Here is a 14,217-nt window from a genome sequence, read left to right on the forward strand (position 1 = left end):
AGACATGTGCGGTCGCTACACCCGATATCTGTCATGGTCGGAAATCCACCGCCTCTACCGGCTGACGGCACCGGCTGAGGTCGGCCGGAATGACGCTCCACGCTACAACATAGCGCCTACCGACGAGGTACCGTTCATCACCCTTGGCGACGACGGCAACCACAAGCTTCGGGCCGGCCGCTGGTGGCTGGTGCCGTTCTGGGCAAAGGAAATGCCTAAAGCGGCAATGTTCAACGCCAGGATTGAAGGCGTCGACACGACCCCGGCTTTTCGAGATGCTTTCAAGTCGAGACGCTGTCTCATCCCTGCCGACGGCTATTATGAATGGACGATTTCACCGGCAGACGGCAAGAAAGACCCCTGGTTCATCTTCCAGCCCGGACACGCGCCATTCTCATTCGCTGGGCTATGGGCCTACAATTCAAATCTGGACGTCACGAGTTGTACGATCATCACCGAACCGTCAGCGGCGCCCATCAGCCAGGTTCACGACCGGCAGCCGCTCATTCTTGATCCCGCCTACTATGACGCCTGGCTTGACCCCAAAACGCCCGCCAGCGACCTGAAAAATGTCCTCAGCCACGACATCGACGGGCAACTGCAGTTTTATCGGGTCGGCCGAGAGGTCAATGCGGCCGCCGTCAACAAGCAGCCGAACGATCATGCAGGGCTCATCGAACCAATCAAGCTGCTATGAGTGACGAAATCAGACTCCCGCGGCAGGAGCACGTCACGGCGCCGAGAATTCAGCATCACTGCTGCGAGCATGCAGGCTGCGCCAAAGATGCGGGCTGGGGCTTCGCTAAGCCAAAGCAGGCGCCGCATTGGTTCTGTTTCCAGCATCGCGGCGACGGTGAGCGATTCCTATAGGAGACACGATGTCCGACAACGTTTTACCCATGACGAGCAAGCCAAAGCTAATCGTCGTCGTTGCCTTTGACCGCGCCGACGACGGCGAACTCTTCACCGCTTTCGGCCCTGTCGACCAGCAGAGCGAGGAACGCGCCACACGAGCTGCCAAGGCATTGGCTGGCAAGCACGCAGGCGTCATCGCGTGGAGCCGCGACGCCGATCCGGCGCTGGGTGACTATGGTCCGCCTACCACCCTCTTTGTCAGTGGCGAAGTTCCAGATATGGAATGATCACTAAAAGCCTCTCTTGAATGCGCTTGTGCCAGCGCCGCAATAATGCTTTTTAGGAAAAATACTTGGGAGGGGAATATTATGAAAACAACATTTTTTACTGCTTTTGTGGTTGCACTAATGGCGTTCGCGGCAGGAGCATATGCCCACGGCGGCGGCACAGATGCCAATGGCTGCCACACCAACCACAAGACCGGCGAATATCACTGCCACTGATATGCTGAAAAACATACTTTCGACACCGGCCAACCGGTCCGGTTGGTGGCTGTCGTCACCGCTATTGCTGGTTACGCCTGGCGCCGTGGTCCTATCGCTTTCTGTGTAAGGCAGGACCAGCCGCCACACCTGTCGGACGGTCGACGAGGTGGCCCTTGATCGCGGCACCGTAGTCGCCATTGCAAACGCTGTCGATCAAATCCGCTCGAAGCTGGCCCCTCAGACCTAAAAGAAAGCCCGGGTTCAAACCGGGCTCGGGAGGTAACTTTTGGAACACCGAAAGTGGAATGGCTATTCGGTAGCGCTACCTTGCATCGTCATCATGACAGCCGGATGATGGTTCATCAGGCAAAAACTGCTTGTCCCCGAACATCAGCCGATACCGCTGGCCCAGATGATTGATGAGCGTTCTTGCCTCAGCGACCGAATGGAAAACCGCAAGGGTTACGACAATCCCATCGTCATCGATGCGCTCAAGCCGATAGGCGTCAGGGCGCCCCGGATTATCTTCGTCAGCCAATGATAAATGCTCCCCAGAGAGCATATTAGCCGTCTTTAATGAACCTTTAGTGATCTGGATTATCGCGGTAAGCTCGATCCAGCGGTTAGGTTCCAGCGGGTCCCCGATGGCCGCGTCGTCGACCTCGGCTTCCATCTCGTCGCTGACAGCCTTGGCCTTGCCTATGCCGACCAGGGGGACACCGTCATATCCATGAAGCCACGCTTCGGTGTGTTCTCCCAGTAAGGTGGCACTGCACGCTCCTTGCCATCCTTCATGGCCTGTACGCCTTACATCCATGAGTAGTTGGCGCGCTCCTCTGATCTTTCTTAGCCACGGCCATCGGTGTCGTCCTCTCGGAAGTCTTGCAGGGAAGCGTGGCGAAGGTCTGCCTCGCCGCGCAGATGCTTCACACGGCCGATCAGGCCCGGCTTGACCCATTGTGACGCCGGCCGCTTCGTCCCCTTCGGCGCCGGTCCGGCGTGCTCCTGGACGCGCTTCCACAACCGGTCTCGGATTGCGCCGCGCGAGTTGATGAAGGCCGAGCCGACGTAGTGCCCGCTCCCGCGCTCCGCCATCAGGGCAAAGGCGGGCTTACCAGGTTCGCGTTCCACGCCGATGATATCGTATTCATCAACCGCATAGGCCTTTATCTTGAGCCATGCCGTTGAAGCGCCGGAGCGATAAACGCTGTCCTTTCGCTTTGAGACCATGCCTTCCAAGCCGGCATCATCGACCAACTTAAAGATGGCTTTGGCGTCACCGGGAAGCGCTTCGCTAAACTGGATTCTGCCGCCGGCCGGGATCATGGCTTCCAGAATGTCACGCCGATCCTGAAGGGGCATGTCGCGCAGATCGTGACCGTTTAGGTGCAGAAGATCGAAGGCCACGAAATCGAGAGCATGCTGGCGCCGCGTGATCGCGCTGCGCAGTGCCCTGAAATCAGAGAGGCCGGCCTCATTGGTGACGATGGTCTCCCCATCGAGAATGGCGCTATAGACCTTGAGCCCTTCGGCAGCCTTGGCAAGGTCGCGGTATTTCGATGTCCAATCCAGGCCGCGGCGGGTGAAGATGCGCGTGCCGTCCTCGTCGATGATCATCTGAGATCGATAGCCGTCGAACTTGACCTCGTGAATCCAGCCGTCGCCTTCGGGAGGCTTCTCGACAAGGGTCGGCAACAAGGGCTCGACGAACTTCAGACGCATGAACACACCCACCGGCGATTCAATTAGCATGCGCTGATATAGTTCCGGAACATTTTAATCGACTGGAAATTATTCGATAGCGATGACGAAGCTATCTGACCCCGGCCCGCCCATCCCGGTCAAGCGACACGGCGCCGAGCCGATGGACCGGCTTGCCAAAAAACTCACTCTTCGCGCGAAGGAACAAGCGCTCGCACAAGCGAACGAGCGGGAAACCCTGCGGAACCAAATCGCCGAAGCCTACAAAAACCTGGCTGAGATGTCCGAACGGCTCAAGGCCGCAGATCTTGCGGACGGGCGCCTGAAAATGTACCGCCCGCACTATGGAGGCAATTTCTCTTGCCCAATCTGTTGGGTGGAACGCGGCACTATCAGGATGTTCCGGCTCGAAGAGGAGCCGAACCAGGCGTACCGCTGCAAAGCATGCGGTTTCAACGAACTGAATGATCAATGACAGGAAAAGCACGTCGTCAGGCGCGAAAAAAGCCCGCCGGCGTGAGCCAGCGGGCGTAATAATGCCTTGCTGACGAGGGGTTTGAATTCTCGTCGCAAGGCTAAATTAGCTGACGCTCACATTATGGGCAACTAGTCCTTACGACCTATCGCGTTGATCAGCTGCCGGCATTAGGCGTTGAAATTCACCACGCCTGCGCATGGCTACGCTCGTCTTCTGGACTCTTTATTGAAACAGTCGCATCCTCTGTCCGGGGAAGAGGGGCGTGGACAAATACCGATACGACAATCGTTCTGATCGCTGGCGAAAGCGAACCGGTGCCAAGCATAGCCGTGCGCACCGATGGGCGAGCGTGCCGCTACGCCTGATCTTTGTGACGGTGGCCGCGGCTGGCGCTCTGGTCGCGCAGACCGCCATCCAGCACAGCCAAAGTTTGTCAGAGATCGATGCATCGAACTGGTTCGGTCCGAAGCCGGCGCCGATTGCCGGCGTTGCCTCAGTCATCGACGGTGACACTATTGAAATCCATGGCCAGCGCATCCGCTTCAACGGGATCGACGCTCCGGAGAGCAAGCAGTATTGCGACGACGCCAAGGGCTTCGAATATCCCTGCGGCCGCAGGGCCGCTGAAGCGCTGGACACATTCTTGGCGGCTTCGAGACCGGTCGGCTGTACATTCGTGACTTGGGACCGCTATCACCGCTTTGTAGGCGATTGCAGGCGCGCCGACGGCACCGGCGTGGCCGCCTGGATGGTGGAGCACGGCCAGGCGTTGGATTGGCCGCGCTTCAGTCACGGCGCCTATGCAGAGCAGCAGGCGAAAGCGGAGGCCGCGAAGGTCGGGCTGTGGGTAGGATCGTTTCAGGCGCCCTGGGATTGGCGCGTGTCGCACGCAGACGGCGCGAAGCCGTCGAGCCACCCGCTTGGCCTCGTCACCCGCAAGCTGGTCGCTCAGAGCGGCTATTCGTGCGAGCCGCGGCGCACTTGCTCTCAGATCGGTTCCTGCGACGAAGCGCAATGGTATCTGCAGAACTGCTCGTGGGGCGGAAAGCTCGATCGCGATAAAGACGGCGTCGCGTGTGAGACGTTGTGTTAATGCAAGGGTGAGGGATCTGTCGATGGACGAGAAGTTCTACAATCGCGTCGGCGGCGACCGTATCTCGTCACGCCAAATCGACGAACTCATTGGACTCGCGCGTGGCCTGGCCGCGGACGGAACGATCAACACGGCCGAAGTCGAGTTCCTTCAAAAGTGGTTGGCGGCGAACGCGGAAATCAGCAATCAACCGATCATCCGAACCTTGTACCGGCGCGTAAATGAGATTCTTGAGGACGGCGTGCTCGATGCCGGTGAACACGCCGAACTTCTCGATACGCTGAACAGCTTTTCGAACCGTGATTTCGAGCTGGGTGAAGTGCTGAAGCCGACGACCTTGCCTCTCTGCAATCCGGCCCCGACCTTGACGTTCGCCGACCGGCTATACTGCTTCACAGGTACGTTCAATTTTGGTCAGCGAAAACACTGCGAACAGGCTATTGCAGATCGCGGTGGCTTCTCCGGAGGCCTTAGCCAAAAAACGGAGGTTTTGGTGATTGGTGCCTACGCCACCGAATCGTGGAAGCACTCGTCATTTGGAGACAAGATCGTCAAGGCGACCGATTGGCGCGACCAGGGATTGCCCATCTCGATCGTGGCCGAGAGCCACTGGGTCGGTTTTCTTTGACTGCGATTGGCGCACTACTGGGGCAGTCTCCGGCCCCGATGCCTTACACTAGCCTGCCCGCGGTCGCCGCTTGGATGCTGGCCTTGCTCACGCGTAGCGCCGCGAAGCCGCCCAAGCACAAGGTGTAGGTTTTCGTTTCTAGCCACACGATCAGCTTCTTCCATCGGACCTACACCAAGCGCCGGGAGCGGATCGTGTGAACATGCTCGCCGGTCGCGTGAAATAGCTGCGTTCGACGAGCGACTGGTTCTCGGCCGTGGAGCAATCCCCGCGACCGCTGTTCTCTCTGACCAAGGTTAAAGAGCATGGCAGGCGACAAGAGTAAGCAGGACCAGCGACCGAGACCAGGTGTCAACTCAATGCAGGTAAGATGGAGTTTGCGGTCGGATCGGGTTTTCCCCGCCAATATATTCTTCTATCATATTATCATATTTATCGATGATTCTTTCATAGTTTTCACATACCTGCAAGAACTTATCATATTTGCTTGATATCATTGTGTCTTTTACTACACAATTTAGTATAATAAAATATAATCGAGTACGCATGTTCAACGAAAACTTTTATGGCAGCTCTGTTCATGTTTGAAATGATATCCCCGACGTTAATGGACAATTTGACACTCATTTTTTCCTGCTTAGCCACGTTGGACATTAGGTCTGCGAACTTATTAAGGTAATTTTCAACCTCGCAGTCAGTCATCTTAAGGATAAACGACAGATCCGGCTTCTCAGTAGCTCCAAACTTTCCTTTTGTTCCGATGGAGTCTTTTTGCTTAATCATTAAATTTCTTCCCTAGTTGCGCCGTCGCGCCTACCGCGTCGGCCTGGCAACGAAAATGGGGGGGTCTGCCACGCATTTCGATGGGTAGATTTGGCTCTTCCTAGAGTACCGTCAAAAATGATCAGCCCGCAGTTAGGGCTCGCGCACCGCCATCCCAAAAACCACACGGAGAGGATGCGCCAGCCTCACGACATTACCCGACACCTCTGACAGTCAATCGAACGAGATAAGTGCCGTGGCTACGGCCGGGGGCCAAGAGCCTGTTAAAGTCAGTCCACCTTATGTGAGGTTCTGAGCTTGTCGGTTCCCATGGCTGAGGGTCTAGTGCTGATGGGCGACTAATCTTTGGCTCAGCGCGCTTCCAACAATTATTTCACCAGGCTAGACCGCTCTACCTCACGGAAATTCCGCCACAACCGGTTCACCGCGGGGAACAGATTGTTCACGCCCTCTAACTGGGTGATACGATCGCGTACGGCATTCTCGCTGATCACATCTAACGGCATGCCCATCCCCTGGAGCCAGAGCGCCGAGAACTGCCAATCAGAACACTTCCCACCCGACAGCCACTCGGCGATCCTGTCCGGGCGGTAATATATGCGGTTGCCCTGCCCCCGCCGCATCGGTTCGGTTGCGGGGCCTAGGTCCCGCATCCGCCAGTTCGCGAGGGACTGGAGGGAGGTGCCCAGAAACCGTGCTGCAAGGCGGGACGGTATCGGGCGCCATGGAGGGAGGCTTGTGGTCATGGCGATCGAGTAGAAGTGCTTTATGTCGACGTGCTTAGCGATCCCTTCTGGTGTCCAACTGTCCAACTGTCCAACCTCTTTTTCTTCAAGGTAATAGTTAGAAAAGATAGAAGTCTGCATGGTCCTTGCTCCGCGCGCCTGGTTAGTTGGCCAGCTGGACAGCGGCCGCGATAGCGGGAACCAGGCCGGATGACACAGCATCCGGGTCTCTCCCCATCAGGGCGGCTCGGACCTCATCGTTTGAAGAGTTCATCCAGTTTTCGATCTCCTGCCACGCCCAGACATAGCCACGCGGCGACCGTCCGAGGCGCGGAACGGACGTCTTAGTGCTCCGCTTACGGTCGCCAAGCCTCTTAAGGATCGGGGTGACCTGCTGCACCGTAATTGTCTTCCTCATTCGCGCCTCAACCGCCTCGGCCACGTCCTCGGCGAGGTACACGGGACGATTGAACGGGGCAGAGCCGGTTTCTCGCAGGTCAACGATGACCTGTTCCAGCACGGGCGCGCTGGCCCGGATCAACTCTTCCTTCGCACCGGTTAGCGGTGGCTCGGCATTTGCATCGAAGTCGGAGAGGTCGAAGTTCAGAAGATAGTGTTTGAAGGCGGCGACGCTCTCGTCCGAGTGGCCTACCTTCCTGAGATGGCGGTAGTAGGCGTCTTCCCGCTTCGGTGCCTCCACCTTGCACACGAAGAGCCGACGGTCGTCATGCTCGATGGCCATCGGCTTATCGCTGTTGGTCATGATGATGATGCCGCGAGGCGTCCTCACGTTGAACGCATCAACCCCCTTGCGCTCGACCGACTGGGTCTCCTCAGTGGCCCATCGCTTTAGCCGGTTGTAGGCGGTCTTCAGCTCATCGATCTGCAGTTCGTCGAGAGCCAGCAGGCGAACGTTTCCCAGCTCCGCCTGCCAACGCTCCCCGAGAATGCCACCGTACACCTCCCGGACATCGTTCTCATGAAACATCCGCTTGATGGCGCGCACTAGGATGTTCTTGCCGACGCCCTGCTTGGATTGGAGCAAGATCGCCGACTTGATCTTGTCGGCCGGCCGCTGAACGATGTGGGCAAGGTATTGAAGCAGCCAACGCCTCTCACCATCGCCCGGTAGAAGATAGCGCAGATGGTCAAGCCAAAGAGAGGCGTCGCCTGCCACGGCAGCCACACCCCCATCCTTCCAAGTGTTCAACTTGCGGATGCCGTTCTCCTCCACAATTAGCTCTTCATTTCCAACGAGGAAGTCATGCTCGTCGGCCAAGCACGACACCCGCGAATTTCGGAAAGCGATGCTTGCCGTTCGGTTTTTCTGGATGTCCCGAGTGTAGGAGCGATCGAAATCCTCCCTCGTCTTGTCTCGCCCGTTCAAGACGTCGAAGAACAAACCCGATTTAGTGTCGAGCACGTACTTCCCCTGCAGCGGCGCAAGTCCGGGATCGGTCTTTGCCAGAGCGACCGGGGTGCGAATGACCTTACCTTCCCGGAAGAGGCAGCCCACACACTCGGAGCTTGTTTTGGCGATCGTCTCGCAGAGCTTGGGGCGATACTTGCTGGCGTGATCCAGCTTGTCCTCCGCCTGCTGATACGAGTAGCGGTCATCGCGGGAGGACATCATGTGGAAATACCGCCGCCCTTGCGGGATGTGCGCGAGAATGTCCGCGGCGTCCTTCCACTGGGGCTCCGTCAGGCGCTCGCTGCTCTCATCGCATGAACGAAGGAAACTGCAGGCCGTGATCATGGCAAGGGCGCCAGCAGCATCCTTTACTGCATCTTCGTTGCCCGACATCATTTCGTCTCGAAGTGCGTCCGCCAAGGGATGCTGGCCGGAGTGGGGCGAACTGTTGGAACTTGCGGCCATGCGTGCCGCGACGACGGCTTCCAGTTGTTCGAGAGTCCAGGTCCGACCACTTGCTCCGTCCAAGATGTGGACGGGCCTAGCCGGTTTGGTCTTCGGGTTGAATGTTCCTGGCACCCGGAGGACACGTGCGAGCTCTGCGATCCTGTCCAGCTTGAGCCCGTGTCGTTCCCACACCAGCCCAGCCTGCTCGTTCCAGGCGGACCAGAGCCGCTCAACGCGGCTTTGATCTTCCTGCGTCTTCAGGAGCAAGGGTTGCTCGAACTGCCATATCGGGTAGAGCCCTCCACCTGAATGGATGGTCAGGGTGGGCTCGGGCAAGCCCGCCTCCTCCAGCAACTTGAATGCCTGCTCCTCGTTGTCCGGGAGGTTTTTGGCAGAGTGCACCCCAGTGGCGAGATCGATGTCGAGCGCCAGGAAGGCAACGGCACAGGCGGTGTCCTGTCGTCGCGTCTGGTCGTCAACGGCGTGGTGATCGTGAAGCGCTACCGCGAGGTACCGATGAATGCCTTCGGGCTGTGCTGCCAAAAAGTCGAAGGCAACTTCCCGATTGCTGTACGGGAAAACCGCATGCCTCCGCCGTGTGTTCGATTGATCGCGTTCGAACACAACGAGGTTGCCCCGGCTCTCTAGCCCGAACATCCTCTCGATGTAGTCCTTGATCTGCTTCCTGTCAGACGGCATGCGCACTTACCATGCCTTCCGCGAAAACAGGGTAGTCAGAAACCTCCGCGGGTCTGCATTGTCATAGTGCTCGAACTCACGAATACGTCGAGTACGATCGTCCTTCAGGATGATATCGGCCGCTTGCCTGATATCTTCGTCACTTGCTCCGCGAGCTGCCCAAGATTTCCAGAACGAAACAGCCTCCTTCAAAAACCAGTAGTGGTCTGACGCGAAAGCGGGATGCGGCCTTGGGCCAAGCCCTGCCTTAGCGAGTTCGACGAGAGCATCTCGCGGGATGTGAAGTTTGAGAGCGACCTTGGTATCAACCATTAGAGCTCCTTCTTGCTTAGCCAAGTATGGGTAGAGATCGATCGGGTATTGTTCGTTCACGTGGTTCTTCCTTCTGAACTGCCTGGCCGCTGCCAGTGCCGATCAGATTGTGACTACCGAAGAGGGGAACAACCGAAGTGTGCTGCGTCGTGCTGCAGCCAGATCTCACGGCGAGGCGCGTGATGTGCGCATGCCGCGAACCACACAAGTGCAGCCTTTTGGACGCCGAGCATTTGAAACCCGGCGTCCATGACGCGGTACTATTTTTTTGCTGGGATTAGTGGCTCACGTTTGGAGCTTCGACCGTCACATCCAAATCATACTGCCCGGCCCAGCTATATCCCCAAGCGATTGAAGTGGGATTTGGAAGACCCTCCAAACTGACCTCTGGGACATTTGCGTCCTCACAGGAAAGCAAGATGGTCTCGTGATCGGGAAGATCATCGACCAAGTGTGTGAGCCATGGGCGAATGTGGAGGCTTTTGTCCCAGAGACTGAAAACTGCGAATGGCCAGTTTTTGTGGATAAGCATGTGGCTGGCCTTCACCACCCTATAGTAGAAATAATCTTCGCCCGTCGAGAGGTAGACGCCGGCAGAGGGGATAGCGTCGTCCTCCTCCTCGCGTCGACGCAAGATAGGCTCCTCAGGAAAGTGTGGTTCACCGTTTGTCGTGACCGGAGGTGGGAGCGCCCCGTGTTCAGCCATTCGCAAAACATTTTCTTTGAGCACACCAAGCACGTCGGCAACTTCTGAGACTGTCAAATATTTGTTGGACATTGGTTTCCTTTCAATGGATTTGCCCGACCCATGTGGTCCCGCCAACCTCGCTCCGCTAGGCGCGTAATTCGCGATACTCTACGGGAAGAGAACTTCGTCGAGATCGTCTCCGAGTGGGCAAATCCCGCCTGCGCCAAAACCTGAGCCAGGTCCAAGGGCCGACTGCTCAACCAGCTGCGTTAGCTGCGTCTACATCACTGCGTGGACCAGGCGCCAGCGCCCCCACAATGTCAGTCGAGCTTCAGCCTCTGCGAGCCGATCGCGGTGAGGCATTGCGCAAAGAATACGGCTGTGAAGGTTCCTCGTGAAAGCTTGTTGGCGATGTTCACTTCCTTTTCGTGAACGCCTATGTCGGCCAGCTTTTTGACCAGATCGGCGTAGCTGAGCCCCCGCAATTTCAGCTCAGCCTTCACGAGCCCACCGAGCAGCCGCTGCCATTCGGTCTCGGTCATAGGGACGTTCTCCGCGAAAAAAATATTGCTCGACCTATTGCGCGGCATCTTTTCATATTTATCTATCTCAAACCCTCAGTTTTATACTGAATAAGATATATTATCGATTGCTTATCCTAGAAAGGAAACCCACTACATGATCATCGACCAGGCAACGGCAAAAGTGCTGACCAACCTTCTGCGCGAACTCTCCTCCGAACTGGACCTTCATCACGAAGATGACGAGTTCCACGCCCTTGAGCCAACGATCGAAACGTTGCGAGAGGCCGCTACCCTGATGACGGACGCGGGCCTTAAGACCCCTGAAGTCTACCACCATGTCATGCGCCGCTTCGAACGCTCGACTCGCTCCTAAGATAGCGGTCCGACAGCAAAATTCCACGGCGCCCAACCAACCCCTTCCACAGGAACGTTCGAGTATGATTGAAAATTTCGATCCATCCATGTCGAGCTCCCACTACCTGGCCCTGGCGCGTAAGCGCCACCTGGCCGGATCATCCAAACTGATCGAGGAACTGGCATGGATGCTTGACTACGACGCCTACGATTGCGGCCTCGACAAGAAGCACGTTGCCATCCTGCTCGAGCCGCTAAACTGGAGCGCCGCCGTGCGCGACGAGAACAGGCGGCCTCGGGTTTTTCTTGACGCTCGGGTGAACCAGAAGGGCAACGCGGAGATCAACTGGGCGAGAGGTGACCGCAACATCCTTTACGATGAAGACTTTCTCGCCAGATATGTGGCCTCGGCCCGGTCCTATGACTCGGTCCCGTGGCGGGGCCTTGGGGAGCTGATGTGGTGGAGGGGATACGAGTTGCTCGTCAGCAACGTCACCATCCGCAAATCCTCAGCAGCTGCCGCTCTTTTGTATGCTCATGCCGCCCGCCTTAACGAACTGTCGTCCTTCCTGGCTCGGCACGTAACATTGGTCGGATCTGTGGCGCTCAACTTCACCTATCAAGAAGGCCAGTTAACGGCCGCTGATTTCGTTCCAACCATTCCCACTGACCTCCTGCAGGAGATGATCCGGGAGCGCGGCCAGCGGACCGGGGCGATGCTTCGGGAGGCCGTCGAGCGTATGGGTAAGTTTGATCCCGAGGATCCTGAATGATCCTCCACGCTCTACCGTCTCTCCCCTTCTTCAAGTCATTCGCTGGTCCCCCTCGCCGCCCAAGTTCGCCCAGCCCCTGCATCGTTGTTTGGCCCTGCTTTGGGCTTGCCCAGCGGCATCTCGCGGGCGACCCGGCAAAGCTGTCCAACCACAGGCGCGAGAAGCAGCGGCGTGGCTGGGCGAATTTCGACAGACGTTTCCGTTCTGCAACTTCGCCTTTGGCGGGGCCATTTTCGAATTGGCTCGGCGGCCGGATTTATCGATCACCCGCGCATCTGGGCCGGCGGTGGAAGGGGTAGACCTTTTTTCGGGCGACGGGGCCGGGTGGCGGCGGGAATAGGTCCACTCATGCCCTTAAAAAAATTTCGCTTTTTCGAGTAATAGCACTCGGCGGCCTTACGGGTCTCTGCGCTAAAAAAATCGCTCTTCCTATAGTACCGCCTATTGGAGCCGTAGAACTCCGGCATCGACCAAACTAGATCAAGCACGCTCCGTGTATCGAAAGCCAGGACGTCTGCTGATCTATGAACACCTCCATTATTGAGAAGGGCAATCAGCCGGACGAAACTGCGCCGCTCCGGTTGGATATAGCAGCCCGCATCGCGTTCCCCGATGGAACGATGGGCGCAGCCGGGCTGCGCAAGGAACGGGACGCGGGACGACTTGTCACCGAAATGATCGCTGGCAAAGAATACGTCACGTTGGCCGCGATCGGCGAGATGAGGATCAGATGTCGAGGACTTCGAAAGGGACACGCCTTGTCTGGCGCGATGAAAGCAGGAAGCAGGACGGATCACTCCGCAGCCGCGCCGGTTGGTTCATCCGCGACGGCGCGACCTTCATCAGCGCTTGCGGCGGCACTGGCGACCGCAAACGCGCTGAAAAACGGCTCGCCAGCTACATCACCGAAAAGTATGAGCCGGTCCGAGAGCGCGGTCGTGATCCCGCTACCGTTGCGATAGCTGACGCCGTTACCATCTACCTGACTGACGTCGCGCCCAATCACGCCAAACCGAAGGAAACGGCCGGCCGACTGGTGGCCATCCTAAAATGGTTTGGCAACCGGATGATTGGCGACATCGACGGCAAAATCTGCCGGGACTATGCCAAGGCGCATGGCGGCGGTGCGGCCGCTCGCCGGCAGCTCGAAGACTTGCGAGCGGCACTAAATCACTATCACAAGGAAGGCTATGTAACCTCGACACCGGCGATCGTGTTGCCGGCGAAGTCTGCGCCACGTGATCGCTGGCTGACCCGCGATGAGGCTGCCGCGTTAGTCCGCTCGGCGTGGCGGATGCGCCAGTCCTGGAAGGGAGAGCCTAGTGACCGTCGGACTGGAAGACACGTTGCCCGCTTTATCCTAGTCGCTCTCTACACCGGAACACGTTCGGCGGCGATCTGCGGCGCTGCTGTCCGCCCCACGGAGGGTGCGGGCCACGTCGACCTTGAGCGCGGCGTGTTCTATCGTCGCGCAGCTGGCCGTCTTGAGACGAAAAAACGCCAGCCGCCGGTGCGCCTGCCCAGTCGCCTTCTTGCTCATGTTCGGCGGTGGGCGATCACGCCTCTTGAACTTAAGACCAGGCGTCGAGGCAAAAGTGAGAACATTGGCCGAATGATCGCCCAAGATTATGTTGTTGAGTGGAATGGCAAGCCGGTACAATCGATCAAGAAGGCCTTCCGTTCTGTGGTCGAGGCAGCGGGCCTCGGCTGGTACGACGAGGTGACAGCGCCGGACGGCACAATCAGGTCCGTGTTCCGCACCGACATTACCCCGCACATTTTTCGCCACACCGCTGCAACCTGGCTGATGCAACAAGGATCTGACCCGTGGGCCGCTGCCGGCTTCCTCGGTATGACGGTTGAGATGCTGATCCAGACCTACGGCCATCATCATCCGGATTTCCAAGCGGATGCGGCCCAGGCGATCGTGTCCAAGTCGCGGACCAGGAACCTGCCGACAAATGTTGTCCCCATGCCGAAAGCACGGAAGATGAACTCCCCCACAGCTCCCCACAGAAACCCCACAGATATGTCAGAAACAAACATGAACAAAGGTGGCCAGTCGTGATGGGGAATGCCGGAAATCCGGGCTTTTCTTGGCCGACCCTGTCGTTCGGGACGAGGGGGTCGCAGGTTCAAATCCTGCCACTCCGACCAGAAAAAACAGGTCCATTCCGGACACATAGGTTACGGTTTATATCGGAGACATGGGTAACACTTTTGGCCCGAAGGGGTTTTGGAGTGGTTCGAGCCTGCATGTC

The 14,217-nt window shown here is 57.8% G+C and carries 16 protein-coding genes; 9 read left to right on the forward strand and 7 right to left on the reverse strand.

Features of this window, described 5'->3' with window-relative positions; genetic code table 11:
- Window positions 1–4: 4 nt before the first annotated feature.
- The 3 genes from NKJ18_RS16085 to NKJ18_RS16095 all read left to right on the forward strand — a co-directional run bounded on the left by NKJ18_RS16085 (window position 5) and on the right by NKJ18_RS16095 (window position 1,358).
- Window positions 5–697 carry an SOS response-associated peptidase gene (locus NKJ18_RS16085; RefSeq protein ID WP_352758776.1) on the forward strand — a complete coding sequence of 231 codons (693 nt, stop codon included), beginning with the start codon at window positions 5–7 and terminating at the stop codon, window positions 695–697.
- A gap of 181 nt (window positions 698–878) precedes the next feature.
- Entirely contained in the window at window positions 879–1,142 is a 264-nt protein-coding gene (locus NKJ18_RS16090; RefSeq protein WP_352758779.1) for a hypothetical protein, read from the forward strand.
- Between the two features lie 81 nt (window positions 1,143–1,223).
- Entirely contained in the window at window positions 1,224–1,358 is a 135-nt protein-coding gene (locus tag NKJ18_RS16095) for a YHYH domain-containing protein (protein ID WP_352758782.1), read from the forward strand.
- Window positions 1,359–1,662: 304 nt separating this feature from the next.
- On the opposite strand, the gene NKJ18_RS16100 is transcribed toward NKJ18_RS16095, so the two are convergent.
- On the reverse strand, window positions 1,663–2,157 hold the full coding sequence (locus NKJ18_RS16100; RefSeq protein WP_352758784.1) for a hypothetical protein: 495 nt from the start codon (window positions 2,155–2,157) through the stop codon (window positions 1,663–1,665).
- A gap of 29 nt (window positions 2,158–2,186) precedes the next feature.
- Window positions 2,187–3,062 carry an ATP-dependent DNA ligase gene (locus NKJ18_RS16105; protein WP_352758814.1) on the reverse strand — a complete coding sequence of 292 codons (876 nt, stop codon included), beginning with the start codon at window positions 3,060–3,062 and terminating at the stop codon, window positions 2,187–2,189.
- A gap of 82 nt (window positions 3,063–3,144) precedes the next feature.
- Here NKJ18_RS16105 and NKJ18_RS16110 point away from each other — a divergent pair, with 82 nt between their 5' ends.
- From NKJ18_RS16110 to NKJ18_RS16120, 3 genes are all read left to right on the forward strand, one after another.
- Window positions 3,145–3,516 (forward strand): hypothetical protein, encoded by a 372-nt coding sequence (locus tag NKJ18_RS16110; protein WP_352758787.1) that lies wholly within the window; start codon window positions 3,145–3,147, stop codon window positions 3,514–3,516.
- Window positions 3,517–3,781: 265 nt separating this feature from the next.
- Window positions 3,782–4,612, forward strand: a complete 831-nt coding sequence (locus NKJ18_RS16115) for a thermonuclease family protein (protein ID WP_352758788.1) — start codon at window positions 3,782–3,784, stop codon at window positions 4,610–4,612.
- Between the two features lie 22 nt (window positions 4,613–4,634).
- Window positions 4,635–5,240, forward strand: coding sequence for a BRCT domain-containing protein (locus tag NKJ18_RS16120; RefSeq protein WP_352758789.1), 606 nt, complete (start codon window positions 4,635–4,637; stop codon window positions 5,238–5,240).
- Between the two features lie 1,151 nt (window positions 5,241–6,391).
- On the opposite strand, the gene NKJ18_RS16125 is transcribed toward NKJ18_RS16120, so the two are convergent.
- From NKJ18_RS16125 to NKJ18_RS16145, 5 genes are all read right to left on the reverse strand, one after another.
- Window positions 6,392–6,889 carry a hypothetical protein gene (locus NKJ18_RS16125; protein ID WP_352758791.1) on the reverse strand — a complete coding sequence of 166 codons (498 nt, stop codon included), beginning with the start codon at window positions 6,887–6,889 and terminating at the stop codon, window positions 6,392–6,394.
- 22 nt (window positions 6,890–6,911) lie between these two features.
- Window positions 6,912–9,305 (reverse strand): primase-helicase family protein, encoded by a 2,394-nt coding sequence (locus NKJ18_RS16130; RefSeq protein WP_352758792.1) that lies wholly within the window; start codon window positions 9,303–9,305, stop codon window positions 6,912–6,914.
- 6 nt (window positions 9,306–9,311) lie between these two features.
- On the reverse strand, window positions 9,312–9,677 hold the full coding sequence (locus NKJ18_RS16135) for a hypothetical protein (protein ID WP_352758794.1): 366 nt from the start codon (window positions 9,675–9,677) through the stop codon (window positions 9,312–9,314).
- Between the two features lie 217 nt (window positions 9,678–9,894).
- Window positions 9,895–10,395 (reverse strand): MerR family transcriptional regulator, encoded by a 501-nt coding sequence (locus NKJ18_RS16140; protein WP_352758796.1) that lies wholly within the window; start codon window positions 10,393–10,395, stop codon window positions 9,895–9,897.
- A gap of 230 nt (window positions 10,396–10,625) precedes the next feature.
- Window positions 10,626–10,847 carry a DUF6471 domain-containing protein gene (locus NKJ18_RS16145; RefSeq protein ID WP_352758799.1) on the reverse strand — a complete coding sequence of 74 codons (222 nt, stop codon included), beginning with the start codon at window positions 10,845–10,847 and terminating at the stop codon, window positions 10,626–10,628.
- A gap of 136 nt (window positions 10,848–10,983) precedes the next feature.
- Here NKJ18_RS16145 and NKJ18_RS16150 point away from each other — a divergent pair, with 136 nt between their 5' ends.
- From NKJ18_RS16150 to NKJ18_RS16160, 3 genes are all read left to right on the forward strand, one after another.
- Window positions 10,984–11,202 carry a hypothetical protein gene (locus tag NKJ18_RS16150; RefSeq protein WP_352758801.1) on the forward strand — a complete coding sequence of 73 codons (219 nt, stop codon included), beginning with the start codon at window positions 10,984–10,986 and terminating at the stop codon, window positions 11,200–11,202.
- 64 nt (window positions 11,203–11,266) lie between these two features.
- The gene (locus NKJ18_RS16155; protein ID WP_352758804.1) at window positions 11,267–11,956 is read left to right on the forward strand and encodes a hypothetical protein; all 690 of its coding nucleotides are present in this window, start codon (window positions 11,267–11,269) and stop codon (window positions 11,954–11,956) included.
- Between the two features lie 730 nt (window positions 11,957–12,686).
- On the forward strand, window positions 12,687–14,024 hold the full coding sequence (locus tag NKJ18_RS16160) for a tyrosine-type recombinase/integrase (protein ID WP_352758806.1): 1,338 nt from the start codon (window positions 12,687–12,689) through the stop codon (window positions 14,022–14,024).
- Window positions 14,025–14,217 lie beyond the last annotated feature (193 nt).

The organism is Mesorhizobium sp. M0217 (genome assembly GCF_040321955.1).
Taxonomy (GTDB): Bacteria; Pseudomonadota; Alphaproteobacteria; order Rhizobiales; family Rhizobiaceae; genus Mesorhizobium.